The following is a 16,927-nucleotide window of genomic DNA, read 5'->3' on the forward strand; positions in this document are numbered from 1 at the left end:
TCTATTATTTGCTTAGCATATCGTAAGTAAAACGGTTCAGCTAACGAGCCGTTTTACTCAGCAATTACTTAAAAGCTATATGTGTAGCCCATTTGAATACTACGAGGCTTACCTGGCTGAATACCGCCATTAGCACGGTTAGCGATGTACGTTTTATCAAACAGGTTATCAACCGTTAAGTATACTTTTTGGTTGTCGTCGATTAAGTATTTAGCTGCTAAATCCCACACTACACGACTGTCAATTGCATTTAAGCCTGAGTCAGATAGGTCGGCATGTGAATCAGACACGTAACGTATTTGGCTGTTAACAACAAACGATGCAAACTCAGCGCCTAGCGATAAAGCAACTTGGTTTTCTGGTACGTAAGGCATTGCGTCGCCTATTTCTACTGAGCCCCAAATTTCTGAATTAAACGTGTTTTTAAACTCAGAGTCAGTGTATGTGTACGTTAATTTAACTGGGAATTGTGCTGCGTCTGTTGCAAATGTACGACCCGCACTAAATTCAAAACCCGACACTTCTACTTCACCGTAGTTGTATTGGTCGCCAATGTTCTCGTCGCTACAACCTACTGCCGCAGTACAGTTACCGTGCATATTGTCGTAATCAGAGAAAAACGCAATCACTTCACCGTTAAAGCCATCCATATTAAAGCGAGAACCAAACTCAAGGTTTACACTTTCTTCTTCTTCTTGGTCAGCATTACCCGGTGCCGCTGGAGCATAACCTTTTTGAATACCAGCAAGTAACGTTACGTTGTCGTTAAGTGTGTAAGTGGCACCTAACGATGGCACTAAAATTTCAGTATCGTTCGAAATATCTTTAGTTAAGCCATTGCTACGCGTTGGATCTGATTTAGACCATTCTTCACGTTTAATGGTAATGTCTTCGTAACGAAGGCCCGCATTAATAACTAACGCGTCTAATGTCCATTCGTCTTGAACAAATAACGTGCTTGCTTTAGCGCTGTCTACACGGTTGCTATCTGAGCCAGGAATACCTTGCGATGTTAGCGTCATGCTTAGGTCTTGATTAAGCGTGTAAGTGTCTTGCCATTGGAAACGATCCATTTCGTCTTCGTGGTAACGCACACCAACAGTAACGTAGTGATCGCCTGCAGGAATATGTAATTCAGACTGAATGCCTTTTGCTTGGTAATCACGGTTGTTAGCTTTAACACCAATACCTTCAATACCTTCGCTTGTTGGGTTTGCTTCAAAATCGCTGTATTGTTCAAGTGTGCTTGTGCCTACACTGCTTGCTTTATACCAGTTACGATGAAAATCGTTTAGGTAAGCGGTTGCAAGTAATTCGTAGCCTTCACCAAAACGATACGCGTAGTTTAGTTGGTAAGCATTGTGGCGAGTATTCATTTCATCGTTTTGTGATGCAGCGTAACGGCGATTAGGGTTTGCTTTGTAATCTTCGTCAGTTAAGCCCATATAAGTTTCGTCTGATGTTTCGTCAGAGTATTTTACTTTTAGCTCAATGTTATGCGCATCGTTTTGACCAAACGTATGGCCAAATTTTAATAGTAAATCTGTTTTTTCAAAGCCCGTATTGTCGTTGCCAACAGGAAGCTCTTTAAAGCCATCGGCGCCGTAAGTAAATACTTCAACCAAGCCAGACGTGTTGTTTTTTTCTTTACCAAAGTATGCGTGGCCTTTGTAGTAGCCATCGCTACCAAGGGCTGCATCTACCATACCTTTAGAGCTATTTGGCTCGGTTGGTAAGCTACGAGAAAGTAAGTTTAAAACACCACCTGTAGTACGAGGACCGTACTTAACAGAGGCCGCGCCTTTTAATACTTCTATTGTTTCCATACGACCCATAGTAGGGAAATAATAAGCAGAAGGTGCGGAATAAGGCGCAGGTGCGACTAATACACCATCTTCCATCACAGAAATTTTATCGTTACGGCCGGTACCAGTACCGCGCATACCAATATTAGGGCGAAGGCCGTAGCCATCTTCTTCTTGAACGTAAACACCCGGAACAGACGCTAAAACACGCGAAATATCGGTAAACTCAAATTTTTGAAGTTCTTCGTCAGAGATAAAAGTAGCCGAACCAGGAATGTCGTTTATAGCTTGCTGTGAGCCAATAACTGTAATTTGTTCAAAGCGCTGTTCTTTATCGCTGGTGTCTTTAGCCATTGCAGTGGCTGTAAAAGACAAAGCAACCGCAGTTGCAAGAGTAGATACTAAAAACTTAGTGTTCATTTTTGTCCTAATCACATTGATTTTCTGAATTGGCGTAATTTGAACACGTTAACGAATGCGAATCAATATTATTTAGTATAAAACTATTCATTTTTTTAGAACTAAAAACACAGGGTTATGCAACGTGGTTAACTTTTTTATATCTTTTGTATTGTTTTGTAATCGTGAAGCTAAGCATAAAGTTGAGTGTGTGTTTTATTAGCCTAAACGCAAGGCAATAAACTCAGCAAGCTTATCAACCGCATTTTCAGACTCACCTGAACTTTTAACCAAGCTAATACCAATGTCGCCCAGTGCAGGTAGGTATTTAGTTTGTACTTGGTAATTAAGCTCACTGGGTACGGTACTTTTTGCAAGTACTGTAATGCCAAGCCCTTCTTTTAAAGCCGCAATAAGCCCAGTTAAGTCGGCGTTACTATATACAATACGGTATTTTATGCCGGCACTTTTAAGCGCATCGGTGGCGCGGCGGCGATAAATGCATCCCTCTGGCGCGGTTACCAAGGTAACTACTTGGTTTTGTGCTTGGTTTAAGTCGCCCACCCATACCAGTTGGTCTTTCATAAAAATTGGAAATTTACTTGAGGTAAGTTGCTCGTTTAGCGCAAGAACTAGATCAAATTGGTCTTGCCTAGAAGCCGATAGCAAATGCTTACTTAAACGCGATTTAACTTCAAGTGATACCTCTGGGTAAAGCGCCACAAAGTCGCCAATAATAGAAGGGAGTATACGCGCTGCAAATTCGCTCGGTATGCCTAAGCGCACTTTTCCGGCAATGCTCTCTGAGGTAAATTGCTGCAAAATGGCGTCGTTGTATTGCATCATCTGTTTTGCCATGGGCAATAATAGTTCGCCGTACTGGTTAAGTACTTGGCGCTGACCTTGCTTTTTAAATAGTTTATAACCCAATACATCTTCTAAGCGCTTTATTTGTAAGCTTACCGCAGGTTGCGAAAGCCCTAAAAAGTCACCTGCTTTGGCAAACCCGCCTACATCTACAATCATTACAAAGGTACGTAAACTGTCGGTTGATATATTTTTCATATTTAAAATTACAATTTATGTGGCCACATATATAAGTATTATTTATCAATTGATAAATAATTACAATTTGTTGTTACAGACCCCGCGCAATATAATTTTAAGATTAAAAATACACAGGTGTTTGTTATGACTTTTAACCCAATAATGTTTGCCCGCCACAGCAACGCCAACAGCGCGGTTATTAACGCTTTGCAAGCAAATAACAGCACAGTTGTAATGGATTTTAGCGGCAGCGAAGCTTCTGTATTTTTAAGCAGTATTTTAGGCCACGATTTAACAAAATTAACGGCCAGCGGTTTAGGCTTAAAAGGCTCGCTAGACGGCGATTTCAATTCTGACTTTAGCTACGCCGTGTATTATTTCAGCGAAACTGCCTTTCGATTTGTATTACCTTACAGCGCAAGCCTTCAATTACAGTCACTTATAAACGAACAACAGCTTCGTTTTGATATTGACTACGTTATTCGTACCGACTTAACCAGCTTTACCTTAAGCGGCGAAAACGCCTTTGATACGTTAGTTGATGCCTTTAAGTTAACACCCGGTTTACGATTATCTGACGCGCAATTATGCTACGGTGCGCAAAGCGGTGAGGTATTTATTACCGCAATTGATAACAAAGATGAGCAGCATTTTGTGCTCATAGCTAAAGCGCCAGAGCTACAAAAATGGCAAAGCTATATGCAAACGCAGGGTTTTGCTGTCATGCAAAATCAGGCCGCATAACAAAACAATCAACAGGTAAACATAGCTATGTTTGCCTGTTTTTAATTTAAGCCACGCCCATTAAGGGTTAATTTAAAACGTGAAGGAATGTTATGACTTCTAAAACTGTACTACATGCTAAGCACCTAGAAGCGGGCGCAAAAATGGTTGATTTTCATGGCTGGGAAATGCCAATCAACTACGGCTCACAAATAGAAGAACATAATGCAGTGCGTAACGATGCAGGTATGTTTGACGTATCACATATGACCATTGTTGATATTGAAGGCGACCAAGCTAAAGCATTTTTACGTAAGCTTGTAGCAAACGACGTGGCTAAATTAACCGTACCGGGCAAAGCACTTTACACGGGCATGCTTAACGCGCAAGGCGGCGTAATCGACGACCTTATAATTTACTTTTTCAGCGAAACGTTTTACCGCCTAGTGGTTAACTCGGCTACGCGCGAAAAAGACTTAGCGCATTTAGCTAATGTATCGAGCGATTTTGCCGTTTCAGTGACTGAGCGCCCAGAGTTTGCAATGATTGCAGTACAAGGCCCTAACGCACGCGAAAAAACAGGCACGCTTTTAAATGCAGAGCAGCAAGCAGCAGTTGAAGGTATGAAGCCGTTTTTTGGTGTTCAAGTGGGTGATTTATTTATTGCTACAACGGGTTATACTGGCGAAGACGGTTACGAAATTGTAGTACCAAACGACCAAGCAGCCGATTTATGGCAACAACTGCTAGATGCAGGTGTAGCGCCAGCTGGTTTAGGTGCACGTGACACGCTACGTTTAGAAGCAGGTATGAACCTTTACGGCCTAGATATGGACGAAAGCGTATCGCCACTTGCTGCTAACATGGCATGGACAATTGCATGGGAACCTGAAGATCGTGACTTTATTGGCCGTGACGTACTGGTTAAACAACGCGCCGAAAAAAGCACCGACAAACTTGTTGGTTTAGTACTTGAAGAAAAAGGCGTTTTGCGTAGCGGTTCAAAAGTAATTGTTGACGGTGGGGAAGGGGTTATTACCTCAGGTACTTTCTCACCTACACTTGGTTTTAGTGTAGCCCTTGCGCGTGTACCACGTTCAACAGGCGACACAGCTCAAGTAGAAATGCGCAAAAAATTAGTTAACGTTAAAGTAGTGAAGCCTAGCTTTGTACGTAACGGTAAATCAATAATTTAAATTTGGTGTTATCACCCAATAATACCAATCATGTTGAGTTATTAACCACTTACAGCGACGGATAAATAGAGTGATAACAAGGCATTAATTTTGATATGTAGTTGTTCTACCTGAGAAATTAATAACGATGTTAGCGCTTTATTTAGACCGCTAGAGTGGTTAAATATTTAAGTTGATTGGTATCATAACCAAAGGAATATAAAAATGAGCAATATCCCTACTGAATTAAAATACGCTTCTTCACACGAGTGGGTTCGCAACGAAGGTGACGGTACCTTTACTGTAGGTATTACAGAGCACGCACAAGAACTACTTGGTGACATGGTATTTGTTGAATTGCCAGAAGTGGGCGACGAAGTAGACGCAGGCGAAGATTGCGCAGTAGCAGAGTCGGTTAAAGCGGCATCAGACATCTACGCACCAATTAGCGGCGAAATTGTTGCCATTAACGAAGAGCTAGAAGACGCACCTGAAACAGTAAACAACGACGCGTACGGTGATGGTTGGTTATTCCGTGTTAAAGCATCTGATGAGTCTGAACTAGACAACCTATTAGACGCTGAAGGTTACTCGCACACTATCGACGAAGAGTAATCACTCTTTATTGATACTTAAAAGCCCCGTTTTATGTTTGATGGGGCTTTTATGATTTTATCGCCAACTTTCCATACCATTTTGACGTTAAATCATCATATATTTTAATTAATACTAGTTACCCATTAGTATTTAGGATCATAGGAATCTAGACACATGTCAAACGCCAAATCTCTTGAGCAGTTAGAGCAAAAGCAAGATTTTATTCGCCGCCATATTGGGCCTAGCCCAGCACAAGTAAGCGATATGCTAAGTGCTTTAGAAGTATCGAGTGTACAAGAGCTGATCGATCAAACTGTACCGGCTAACATTCGCCTAGAGCAACCGCTAAGCATTGGCGAAAGCCGTACTGAAGTTGAAACACTAAGCTACTTAAAGTCAGTAGCAAGCAAAAATAAAGTTTTCAAATCGTACATTGGCCAAGGCTACCACCCAACACATGTACCGCACGTGATTTTACGTAACGTACTAGAAAATCCGGGTTGGTATACAGCGTACACGCCGTACCAGCCAGAGATTGCACAAGGGCGTTTAGAATCGTTACTAAATTTCCAAACTATGACCCTAGATTTAACAGGCCTTGATTTAGCAAGCGCGTCGTTACTTGACGAATCAACCGCTGCTGCCGAGGCAATGGGCCTAGCAAAACGTGTATCAAAAGCTAAAAAAGCCAATGCCTTTTTTATTGCCGACGACGTACACACACAAACTATTGACGTAGTAAGCACGCGTGCAGAGCAGTTTGGTTTTGAAATCATTATTGGTAAAGCGGCCGACGCCGTTAACCACGACATTTTTGGTGCATTATTCCAATACCCATCTACATCGGGCGAAATAGTAGATGTAACCGACCTAATTGCCGGCGTACAAAGCAAAAAGGCCATTGCCTGTGTTGCTGCCGACATTATGAGCTTATTACTATTAAAAGCACCGGGTAAATTAGGTGCCGACGTAGTACTAGGTTCAGCGCAGCGTTTTGGCGTACCTATGGGTTACGGCGGCCCACATGCTGCATTTTTTGCAACACGTGACGCATACAAACGTTCATTACCAGGGCGTATTATTGGTGTATCTAAAGACCGTTTAGGAAACGACGCACTGCGTATGGCTATGCAAACGCGCGAACAACACATTCGCCGCGACAAAGCTAACTCAAACATTTGTACAGCGCAGGTACTGCTTGCCAACATGGCCGCGTTTTACGCGGTGTACCACGGCCCGCAAGGCTTAAAAACTATCGCGCAGCGCATTCACCGCTTTGCTGATATTTTAGCAACTGGCTTAAAAGCTAAAGGTGTAGCACTTAAGCACAGCACGTGGTTTGATACGTTAACAGTAGTAAGCGACAACAAAAACGATGTAATAGCACGTGCCATTGCACACGGCGTTAACTTTGCTACAAACCACGACGGCGAGTACTCAATTTCGGTTTCAGAAACCACAACACGTGCCGATGTAGCTGAGCTATTTGATATTGTACTAGGTGAAGGCCATGGCCTAAGCGTAGATGCCATTGCAGCCGATATTGAAGCAAACGGTAGCGACTCTATTCCAGCAAGTTTAGTGCGTGATGACGAAGTATTAACGCATCCAAACTTTAACAGCTACCACAGCGAAACAGACATGCTTCGCTACATTAAGCGCCTTGAAAACAAAGATTTAGCGCTTAACCACTCAATGATCTCGTTAGGTTCATGTACCATGAAACTAAACGCGACCGCTGAGATGATCCCAATTACATGGCCTGAATTTGCAAACCTTCACCCATTCTGCCCGCTAGATCAAGCAGAGGGTTACCAAATAATGATTAACGAGCTGCACGACTGGCTAGTTAACATTACCGGTTACGATGCGGTTTCACTACAGCCAAACTCGGGCGCACAAGGTGAATACGCAGGCTTAATTGCCATTCGCAAATACCACGAGTCACGCGGCGATGCGCACCGTAACGTATGTTTAATCCCAAGTTCTGCGCATGGTACTAACCCTGCATCAGCGCAAATGGCCAGCATGAAAATTGTGGTGGTTAACTGTGACAAAAACGGCAACATCGACATGGCCGATTTAAAAGCGAAAGCTGAAGAAGTGTCGGAAAACTTGTCGTGTGCCATGATCACGTACCCATCTACCCACGGTGTTTACGAAGAAACAATTCGTGAACTATGTGACATTATTCATGAGCACGGCGGCCAAGTTTACATGGACGGCGCAAACATGAACGCACAAGTAGGCGTAACAAGCCCGGGCTTTATTGGTTCAGACGTATCGCACTTAAACTTACACAAAACGTTTTGTATTCCGCACGGTGGCGGCGGCCCAGGTGTAGGCCCAATTGGTGTTAAATCGCACCTTGCGCCATTTATGCCAAACCACAGCGTAATAAACGTACCAGGTACCAACATTAACAACGGTGCCGTATCAGCAGCGCCTTACGGCTCAGCGGCTATTTTACCTATTTCATGGGCTTACATTACCATGATGGGCTCAGAAGGCTTAAAACAAGCCACCGAAATGGCCATTGTGAACGCTAACTACTTAACGCATGAGCTAAGCCAGCACTTCCCAATTTTATATCGTGGACGCAACAACCGCGTTGCTCACGAATGTATTGTTGATTTACGCCCATTAAAAGAAGCGTCAGGCATTACTGAAATGGACGTCGCTAAGCGCCTACAAGATTACGGTTTCCATTCACCTACTATGTCGTTCCCAGTAGCGGGCACATTGATGATAGAGCCAACTGAGTCTGAGTCAAAAGGCGAAATAGACCGCTTTATCGAAGCAATGGTGTCAATCAAAGGCGAAATCGACAAAGTAATCTCTGGCGAATGGTCAATCGAAAACAACCCACTAGTGTTTGCACCGCATACACAAGCTGACGTGTTAGGTAACGAATGGGACCGCGCGTACGACCGTTTTTACGCAGCATTCCCAGTGCCTTCGGTAGCTAAAGACAAGTTCTGGCCAACGGTTACACGTATAGATGATGTATACGGCGACCGTAACTTAGTATGTTCATGCCCAGCGGTAGAGACTTACCGCGACTAAGAGTTGAGATTAATTTTTGAACTTTAATGGGTAGTAAGCTCCATTATAGTTTGAAAATTTATCAAAATTATAAAAGCCGTTGCAGCAATGCAACGGCTTTTTTGTGTGTTTAAACATTGTAGACGGACAGCTTGCTGGCGTGTTGGGCGCAGCCCAAAAGGTGTTTAATTGTTTTTGCGCATATTTCGATTACTTTTGGTTCATTCAGGGATTAGAAACCTTATTCAAGGTTTTATCGCGCTGGCGATAGCAGCCAAAGAGGGGCTGCCGCTGGTCCCTCTCTGGACACTCTCAGCGCCACCCGAGCATCAGGCTTAATCTTTCAAACCACAATTGATGTGAACGTAAACGCCATGAAAGCACATCCATGTGCAAGCATAACTTTCATTTCATCCATGAAATGCATTACTCTTTCAGGGCGTGATGACGGAGAAGGTCGTTAAACGTGAGAGTGGTGTTTAGTCTAGGAAAAAAATGCAAGACCCCATCTGCTCTAAGAAAAACCTAATCTACTAATTCAGTCATTGTATCAATTAGCATTTTAGTGGAATTAATGAGCTTAGTGATAGGTGCCAGTATCATCGGATTATGACCCCATGGGAACTGAGTACGATCGTCAGTTGAATAGCCAATGATTTTTTTTTGGTTGGCTGCAGCAAAACCAATTTCTACGCAAACACCTTCATCAATACTTCTCCCATCAAGTATTGCAAAAATCAATTTACTGTTAATAATAGCTTCAGTATCGCACGCCCATGTTTTATTTGAAATAAAGCCCCAGTTCGTAGTGCTTGTGATTTCTTCTTTTGCGACTAGACCGTCTCTTGGCGGATAAAAAACCTTGTATCCCAAGTTTTCAATTTGAGTTAAAAGTTTTAAGTTGAGCTCTTTTTCTCCTTGACAAAAAAATGGAGCGGCAAAGTAAATGTCGTAGTTACAATTATTTTTCACCAGCAAGCACCTCTAATTTATTATGAATATCTTGTTCATGGTATGGGTCTAAGTGGATTATTTTACTAATACATTTAACAACTTCATCTACTGAACGACCGCTAGTTGAAAGCTCAGTAATTTTCAACCCAGCGTAGAGTTTGCGAATAGTTTCCTGTTGATTTTCTAAATAATCAGGAGTTGCGTTCTCATGCCTATGTTTTGTTCTAGAAAAGAGTTCTTGGCCAGAGGCTGAGAGTAAAATAATATGACCTTTATTGAGCCTTTTTGTTGATACATGTGGTGAAATAATATTCAAATGCTCTTTTGCTCTAGAGCTTAAATTATCAATTTTAGAGAAAGCTAATGGATCTAAAGGTGAGCGGTCACTTATTATTAGGCCGCACTTTACTTTTTCAATTTTAAAATCTTTTTTTCTAAATTGATCTGAAACCCACTTATCAACACTTTGTCTTTCCTCTTGGGTTAAATCAGTATGTGGCTTAGCTAATTCATCTGGTTTACTTTCAATCCATTCACCAAACCATTTTAAGCTTTTCATTTTATTTACAGTAGTAGTTTTACCAGCGCCTACCGCTCCGGTAATGTAGTATGTAAATTTAGTATGCAACCCGTACCTGTCAGCTAACTCATCGTATGTTTCGTCTTCGATAGATAAAAGCTTTCCAAACTCAGCAAATTCATCTCCAGTTAAATGAAGTGTGACTACACCAAAAACTTCAAAGTTTATAGCTTTCTCTGTTTCCATTTCCTCTTCAGTAGGCAGTTCGTCGCAATACTTCAAATAATAGTGAACATGACCAGGGTTTATATTTGTATTTTGTCTCAATAGGTTTTTAAGTGTTGGATCATTTAAAGACAACCCAATAAATACTGAAGTGTATCTTGTTAGGTGTGAGACTAAGGTTGAATAATGATTTTGCATAGATAATATTAGTTGATCAGCAAACTCAGACTCAGTAAAAACTATATGATCGCTGTACCCTTCAACTAATTTAAGTGGAAGAAACCCATTAGGGTGATAGATTACTCCTTTACTTCTTTGATACTGCGTTGAAGGTTCCCATACGGTTTCGAAAACTTTTTCTCTGCTGTCATTTTGCTCTTGCTTATATTTTTTAGAAAGCATTCGTTCAACACAGTCATCAAAATTATAATTCACTGTTAATGGGGATTCTTTTATCACTCCTAAGAAATTAGATAAATAAGGATGCTCGTAACTCTCGTCTTCAACGTTGGAGCCAGAGTATAGATAGCGGTGTACTATTTTCAACCACTTATGTTTGGCTATGCGTTCTGAAACTATATCTATAGCATCATTCAGAGAACTTTCTTTTTTTATAAGATACTGAATCAGTCTCTGGCTCCTGATGTTAAGGTCTTTAACTTGTTCATTTGGCTGGTAGCCATCAAATTCAGGAGCTTGCTCAATTTTTGATATAAGTTCAGCCCAATTAGGTAATCTAAATGGTTTTGATACACCAGCACCTAAAAAGAGGGCTAACCTATCTGCTTTTTTTCTTTCTCTCAGATGGGAAAGTGCTTTGTAATGTCTTTTTAAAACATTTCTATCTATTGGTGACATGCTAATCCATTTTTTGATGTTAGTTATACTTATTTTTATCGCAAGATATCATAAATATAAGGAAATTTCTGATGTCAGATATTCATTTTTCTTCGCAATCACCAACAAAGAACTTAAATGGTCATCTATTAAAGAACCAAAGAGAACCAAAGGGGTCAAATCTTGACTTCATACATCAAAAGAGAACCAAAGGGGTCAAATCTTGACTTCATACATCAATGGTCTAGATTTATAGTTTACTGCTTATTGAGTGAATTGCTATGTCTAGAACCAAAGGGGTCAAATCTTGACTTCATACATCAATGGTCTAGATTTATAGTTTACTGCTTATTGAGTGAATTGCTATGTCTAGACCATTGCGAATAGAGTATGAGAATGCGTTTTATCATGTGATGAATCGTGGAAGAGGGCATGAAAATACCTTTTTGAGCGATGACGACTTTAAGTATTTTTTATATTGCATTGAGCAAGCAAGCCTTCGTTTTAATATTGAAGTGCACTCATATTGTTTAATGACTAATCATTACCACCTGTTAATAAAAACCCCCGATGCTAATTTAGGCCGAGCCATGAAGCATATTAATGGCCTTTACACTCAATACTTTAACCGAACCCATAATACAGATGGTACGCTGTTTAGAGGGCGCTACAAAGCGGTGTTGGTGGATGCTGATAATTACTTATTGCATGTTAGCCGGTATATTCATCGTAACCCAATTGAAACGAGCACCCCGTTGGTAGATGACCTTGCTAAGTACAAATGGTCTAGCTATTCAGCTTTTATTAAAAGTGGTGCGACACCTAAATGGCTAGTTAGAAATTTTATATTTTCGCTGCAAGGTAAAAAGCGTAAATATGCGGCGTACAAACAGTTTGTTGAATATAAGAGCAATGAAGAGATAAGCGCTTTTTATGGTGCTAAAAAGTTACTGTCGGTGTTAGGCTGTGAAGATTTTATTGAAAACATAAAGGGCTATATTGCAACATCAAACAGTGAAAGTAAGCTTATTAGTAAAAGGTATTCTGCGAATGATGTAATTACTTACTTAGCTAAACACTTTAATGTTGAGGTAGATGATATAGTTATGGTTAAAAAGGGGCGAAAAGAGAAAAACTTACCCCGTTGGTTTGCTATTAAATTATGCCAAGATTTAACGGGATTAGATTTGCAGGCATTAGCAAATGTTTTTAATGTTAAGCACTATTCGGCAGTATCAAAAACTGTTGGTAGATTAAATGCATTAATGGTCGAAGATAAGAAGGTTAAATTACAGTGGGAAGAGCTTCGAGATTGCTTGATGTCTGAAGTCAAGATTTGACCCCTTGTTGACTTTAGCAAATGTTTTTAATGTTAAGCACTATTCGGCAGTATCAAAAACTGTTGGTAGATTAAATGCATTAATGGTTGAAGATAAGAAGGTTAAATTACAGTGGGAAGGGCTTCGAGATTGCTTGATGTCTGAAGTCAAGATTTGACCCATTGTTGACTTATACCTTACAAATTCCCTTTTAAATAAGAGGTTACTATGGTTCGTAGAGCGCTCATTCTACTTTGCATTTTATGTTTTAATATCAGCTCGTTACATGCCAGCGAAAAGGATAAAACCATTACGTTTGCGGTTGGTCATGATCATGACAAAATGTTGATGGAGAATTACCCAATCTATCGTGCTAGTTGGCAATTTTTAAATCAAAGTTTAGCCAAACTAGGGTATAAAGTAGACGCCATTGTTTTACCTTGGGCTAGAGCGAACTATTATACTCAGTCAGGAAAAGCTGACGGTTTATTTTTAGCAGCTAATCTGCCAGGACGAGAGCAGTGGGCAGTTTTGTCAAAGCCAATTGGAGTGGGGGCGTTTGGTGCTTTTTATCATAAGGATAGAAAAGACGAAGAAAATATTATTGCGGGTGTTCGTTTAGGTGTGCACGATAAAATATTAACGGGTTATCACACTTATGAGCTGTTAGAAGTTGCCACGGCTCAACAAGGATTTAAATTACTTTTTAATCAAAAAGTAGACCGCTTGATTATGTCAGAAAGCTATGGCAAGTATTTGTTAAGCACTGAGTTGATTGAATTTAAAAACGACATATTATTTGACTCTAACGTGATTGAGAAACGTTCTATTCATGTTGCATTTGCAAAAGACATTGCTGAAAGTTTGAAAGCTATGGCGGTAGTGAATAAAGCGATTGATTTGGGTATAAGCGACGGTACATACCACGATGTTATGATTAAAAATAAAGTACCTGAAAGTATGTTTTTGTCTAGCCTTGATAAATAGTTTTTATATTTTATTTATTTTTAAGGGCAGCCTGTAGAGAGTGTTTTATTTCATATTTGTGAGTGAAAAAATGCAAAATTTGTCTTAAATAACTTCGTTTTATTATTCCGTTAAAGTAAGCGTTTGATGAAGAGGCAAATAAAAATTTCTCTCCACTTACCAATCATAAAAAGCCATATTCAGCTGGTTATAAAAAAGGGCAATAATATTGCCCTTTTTTACGCGCTTAAATTTATTTTTATAAACTATATCGCGACTAAGCTTTGCTCTAGCATTGCCTTTATTTGTTTTACTATTTTAGCTTCTGTTTCAGGTTCGAATTGTTGTATACGTGGGGTATGAATATGCCCTGTAGGTATACTTGAATTAAGCGCATCGCGTAGGCGAATACTTCTATACGATATTTCGTTAGACAGGTAACCACCGCCGCCGCCATTTACCGCAATACTATTTTTAAGCTCGCCGTACGAAGGCGCTTTATAGGTTTTTTCAAGCGTGGTGACTTCACGGTTGTCGATAACTTTATAAGGGCCTTTGGCTTGTTGCATGTAACTTACAGGCAAGCTAAATTCTACAAATTCGTTGCCCGGGAGTGGCCGGCCATTAAGTTTTGGTATTACTGGGCTTGTTTGCGTGCCGCCATACACAATATTGGCATTATCGGGGGCGGTTACACTGCGGCGTTTACCCGGGAAGTGCTCTAAGTCAAATTCTGTTCTGCCCATACTTACGGTTACTACCATGTCTACATTATTAAGTGCGTAGTAGGGGGCAAGTAGTGATTCTATTATGCCTTGATCAAAGTCTTCGTAGCGCACAGGCACCATAACGGTGTTAATTTCTGCGCTTATGCCGTTGTAATTAATAACTTGGCCGTCGAGTAATAACGCTGCAACACCTGAGGGGTTACTTTGGTTTATGTTTCTATCGAGTAAAAATGGGTCAAAGCCCGTTAGTAATATTTTTTTAGTGCTGCCTGATGAATAATCAAGATCGGTGCGGCCTCTGCTGCCTTCCTCAAGTAGGGTTAGTAAAGTATTTAGTTGAGCCTGTGTAATTGAAAACTTAGGTGATGTTGTGCGTATTACTTTGCTTGAAAGCAGGCGCGCCCAGTAAAGTGCTCGGTCGTCGTAATTATTGGTTTTTATTATGCGATGCTTGGCGCTTTCCCACAGTTCAAAGCTAAAGCGTTGTACTAATGTTTTTGCACTTTTAAAGTTGTTAAGCTCTTTAAATTGCTGCTCAAAACTTGATACTTGTGGGGTAAATGCTTTTAAAACATGTGGCATTGCCGATTGGGCTTTGTTGATGCGCTGTTCTTCAACAGTTGAAGGATTACTTAAAGCAGCGAATGAAGAGGCAATTAAGCTGGTCGCTAATAATACTTTGATCATAATATTCCTAAGATAAAGCGATTGTTTTATATGTATTTTACTATCCTATTATTGTTAACTTACAGCAACCCATTAACGTTGAATCGACTGATATTTGCTTTTTTTAATTTATTTTTTATTTACAAAGCTAATATTAAGCTTCTTTTACAGGTGAACAAAGTTAGAATATTTAATAAACTTCCTCCACTTCTAACATGTATTAAAGAAGTGGAGAATAAAAGGTTTAGGACCTTATTTATCAGCTGTCGCTTTACCATCTAGTTTATAAACTTTACCGTTTTTCATGACTAGATCAACATGCTGTAAAAGGTTTATATAACGCAATACATCACCTTTAACAGCAATAATATCTGCATATTTTCCTTCGCTTACCGTTCCCACTTTATCGTTTACTTTCATTAGCACTGATGGCCAATAAGTCGCGGCACGAATTGTATCCATTGCAGAAATATCCATTTCGTTTACCCATACAGCTAATTCGTTCCATGTGCTTTGACAGTGAAATTTGGTTGGTATTCCGCTGTCGGTACCTACCAATAAAACTACGCCAGATTCTTTTAATTGTTGAATTTTTCGTTTTAACGTGGGTTTGCGCATTGGTGTTAGTTGCATATATTCAAGCTCGCCTACATTTTTTAATGAGCCGCGAATATCATCAATAGTGCTTTTTTCTAGTCCTCGGTGCCAGCATTTATTATCTAAACGCTCAGGGTTGGCAACGGTTAAGTCATAATTCCAAAGTCCTTCTACCGTTGGGGTCCAATAAAGTGGTCCGCCGGCAATTCTGCCTTTGGCTGTGCGCTCTCTGAGTAAAGCAATCACATCATTTGGAAATTCGGGAGCTGTGGTAAGTCCTGTGTGCTCAAAATTATCCACCCCTATTTCTAAGCCTCGTCTAATTTCGTCAGGTTTATGTGAGTGAGCAACCACGACTAAATTGCGTTTATGGGCTTGGTCAACAATAGCTTGTGCTACCTCAAGTTTCATCATGTCGTGGTCAATGAGTTTGATAATATCAACACCTGCATCAGCCAATTTGTTGACCTTTTTTTTGGCATCTTCAACGTTTTTAACACCCCACCTATACAGCTCGGTACCAGGATAGGCTTCGTGTTGCAAAAAGGGACCCGAAACAAACAAGCGTGGACCTGGAATTTCACCATTCTCTATTTTATTTTTTATTGTAATGGAGTCTTTTAATGGTGCGCCTAAATCGCGGGCACTGGTGATCCCAGCTAACAATAATTGTTCAGCGCTTGCAGGCATTATTTCGCTTGTTAGTTTAGGAGTATATTCTTTATGCCAGTGCTTGTAATCAGCATGACCATTTAGCATTAAGTGTGCATGGTTTTCCCAAAGGCCAGGAAGTACATCCATGCCTTCTGTTGAGACAATTTTGTACCCCGTAGGTACAGGTAACGTATCAACTGTTCCAACTTTTTCAATGAGTCCGTTTTTTACTAATATTACGCTGTTGGCAAGTGGCTGATTACCAAAGCCATCTATCAGTCTTCCGCCTACTAATGCGGTGGGTTCAGATTGCTTTGCAGCACTTGCTATGGGTACTACTAAAATACTTAATAAAGATAAGCAGGTTAAAACTGAGAGTGCAGATCTATATAAACTTGTTGCTGTAATATTCAACATCGGTACATTCCTTTTGTTTAATTATTATCTGATAGTTATAGTTGCTCAGTTAAGATAACGTCAAAATACATAACTTAGCAAAACAAAACGTTGAACCTATAATTTAACTAAAGAGAAAGGGTTCCTAAGTGCTTGAGCAGTCCTTAAAAATGTATTGTCTTTTGCTCTGGTTTTAATAGTTATATGGGGAATCGGACACGGTCTATTGCAGGAATACGCTTACATATTCATAACGGTATTGTTTTGGGGAATT

The 16,927-nt window shown here is 40.3% G+C and carries 12 protein-coding genes; 6 read left to right on the forward strand and 6 right to left on the reverse strand.

The genetic code is table 11. The features are described from left to right. Nucleotides 1-68 precede the first annotated feature (68 nt). Nucleotides 69-2,225: a TonB-dependent receptor family protein gene (locus AC27I2_RS01565; RefSeq protein WP_487203330.1), complete on the reverse strand. Its 2,157-nt coding sequence runs from the start codon at nt 2,223-2,225 to the stop codon at nt 69-71. Nucleotides 2,226-2,423: 198 nt separating this feature from the next. Beyond that, entirely contained in the window at nt 2,424-3,269 is an 846-nt protein-coding gene (locus tag AC27I2_RS01570) for a LysR family transcriptional regulator (protein ID WP_487203331.1), read from the reverse strand. Nucleotides 3,270-3,395: 126 nt separating this feature from the next. On the opposite strand from AC27I2_RS01570, the gene AC27I2_RS01575 reads away from it, so the two are divergent. The 4 genes from AC27I2_RS01575 to gcvP all read left to right on the forward strand — a co-directional run bounded on the left by AC27I2_RS01575 (nt 3,396) and on the right by gcvP (nt 8,812). Beyond that, on the forward strand, nt 3,396-3,995 hold the full coding sequence (locus tag AC27I2_RS01575) for a hypothetical protein (RefSeq protein WP_487203332.1): 600 nt from the start codon (nt 3,396-3,398) through the stop codon (nt 3,993-3,995). Between the two features lie 92 nt (nt 3,996-4,087). Continuing rightward, nucleotides 4,088-5,170, forward strand: coding sequence for a glycine cleavage system aminomethyltransferase GcvT (gene gcvT / locus AC27I2_RS01580; RefSeq protein WP_487203333.1), 1,083 nt, complete (start codon nt 4,088-4,090; stop codon nt 5,168-5,170). A 204-nt stretch (nt 5,171-5,374) separates the two neighbouring features. After that, nucleotides 5,375-5,764 (forward strand): glycine cleavage system protein GcvH, encoded by a 390-nt coding sequence (gene gcvH, locus AC27I2_RS01585; RefSeq protein WP_058403188.1) that lies wholly within the window; start codon nt 5,375-5,377, stop codon nt 5,762-5,764. Between the two features lie 156 nt (nt 5,765-5,920). Then, the gene (gene gcvP, locus AC27I2_RS01590; protein ID WP_487203334.1) at nt 5,921-8,812 is read left to right on the forward strand and encodes an aminomethyl-transferring glycine dehydrogenase; all 2,892 of its coding nucleotides are present in this window, start codon (nt 5,921-5,923) and stop codon (nt 8,810-8,812) included. Nucleotides 8,813-9,316: 504 nt separating this feature from the next. Here gcvP and AC27I2_RS01595 read toward each other — a convergent pair. Together AC27I2_RS01595 and AC27I2_RS01600 are read right to left on the reverse strand one after the other, a co-directional pair. Next, a complete protein-coding gene (locus tag AC27I2_RS01595; RefSeq protein WP_487203335.1) occupies nt 9,317-9,763 on the reverse strand; it encodes a nucleoside 2-deoxyribosyltransferase in 447 nt (148 codons plus the stop codon). Continuing rightward, nucleotides 9,753-11,348, reverse strand: coding sequence for an SIR2 family protein (locus tag AC27I2_RS01600; protein WP_487203336.1), 1,596 nt, complete (start codon nt 11,346-11,348; stop codon nt 9,753-9,755). The genes AC27I2_RS01595 and AC27I2_RS01600 overlap by 11 nt, the downstream gene beginning before the upstream one ends. Before the next feature lie 344 nt (nt 11,349-11,692). Here AC27I2_RS01600 and AC27I2_RS01605 point away from each other — a divergent pair, with 344 nt between their 5' ends. Beyond that, nucleotides 11,693-12,667 carry a transposase gene (locus AC27I2_RS01605; protein ID WP_487203337.1) on the forward strand — a complete coding sequence of 325 codons (975 nt, stop codon included), beginning with the start codon at nt 11,693-11,695 and terminating at the stop codon, nt 12,665-12,667. A 207-nt stretch (nt 12,668-12,874) separates the two neighbouring features. After that, the gene (locus AC27I2_RS01610; protein WP_487203338.1) at nt 12,875-13,633 is read left to right on the forward strand and encodes a substrate-binding periplasmic protein; all 759 of its coding nucleotides are present in this window, start codon (nt 12,875-12,877) and stop codon (nt 13,631-13,633) included. A 245-nt stretch (nt 13,634-13,878) separates the two neighbouring features. Here AC27I2_RS01610 and AC27I2_RS01615 read toward each other — a convergent pair whose 3' ends face one another. Both AC27I2_RS01615 and AC27I2_RS01620 read right to left on the reverse strand, forming a co-directional pair. Continuing rightward, nucleotides 13,879-15,027 carry a hypothetical protein gene (locus AC27I2_RS01615; RefSeq protein WP_487203339.1) on the reverse strand — a complete coding sequence of 383 codons (1,149 nt, stop codon included), beginning with the start codon at nt 15,025-15,027 and terminating at the stop codon, nt 13,879-13,881. A 231-nt stretch (nt 15,028-15,258) separates the two neighbouring features. Then, nucleotides 15,259-16,674: an amidohydrolase family protein gene (locus AC27I2_RS01620; protein ID WP_487203340.1), complete on the reverse strand. Its 1,416-nt coding sequence runs from the start codon at nt 16,672-16,674 to the stop codon at nt 15,259-15,261. Nucleotides 16,675-16,927: the final 253 nt, after the last annotated feature.

The sequence above is a fragment of the Pseudoalteromonas sp. NH0006-46 genome, from assembly GCF_057547735.1.

Excerpts from the sequence above, each read along its gene's own strand:
- AC27I2_RS01565 (WP_487203330.1), bottom strand. The coding sequence starts at position 2,225 with ATGAACACTAAGTTTTTAGTATCTACTCTTGCAACTGCGGTTGCTTTG.
- AC27I2_RS01570 (WP_487203331.1), bottom strand. The coding sequence starts at position 3,269 with ATGAAAAATATATCAACCGACAGTTTACGTACCTTTGTAATGATTGTA.
- AC27I2_RS01575 (WP_487203332.1), top strand. The coding sequence starts at position 3,396 with ATGACTTTTAACCCAATAATGTTTGCCCGCCACAGCAACGCCAACAGC.
- gcvT (WP_487203333.1), top strand. The coding sequence starts at position 4,088 with ATGACTTCTAAAACTGTACTACATGCTAAGCACCTAGAAGCGGGCGCA.
- gcvH (WP_058403188.1), top strand. The coding sequence starts at position 5,375 with ATGAGCAATATCCCTACTGAATTAAAATACGCTTCTTCACACGAGTGG.
- gcvP (WP_487203334.1), top strand. The coding sequence starts at position 5,921 with ATGTCAAACGCCAAATCTCTTGAGCAGTTAGAGCAAAAGCAAGATTTT.
- AC27I2_RS01600 (WP_487203336.1), bottom strand. The coding sequence starts at position 11,348 with ATGTCACCAATAGATAGAAATGTTTTAAAAAGACATTACAAAGCACTT.
- AC27I2_RS01605 (WP_487203337.1), top strand. The coding sequence starts at position 11,693 with ATGTCTAGACCATTGCGAATAGAGTATGAGAATGCGTTTTATCATGTG.
- AC27I2_RS01610 (WP_487203338.1), top strand. The coding sequence starts at position 12,875 with ATGGTTCGTAGAGCGCTCATTCTACTTTGCATTTTATGTTTTAATATC.
- AC27I2_RS01615 (WP_487203339.1), bottom strand. The coding sequence starts at position 15,027 with ATGATCAAAGTATTATTAGCGACCAGCTTAATTGCCTCTTCATTCGCT.
- AC27I2_RS01620 (WP_487203340.1), bottom strand. The coding sequence starts at position 16,674 with ATGTTGAATATTACAGCAACAAGTTTATATAGATCTGCACTCTCAGTT.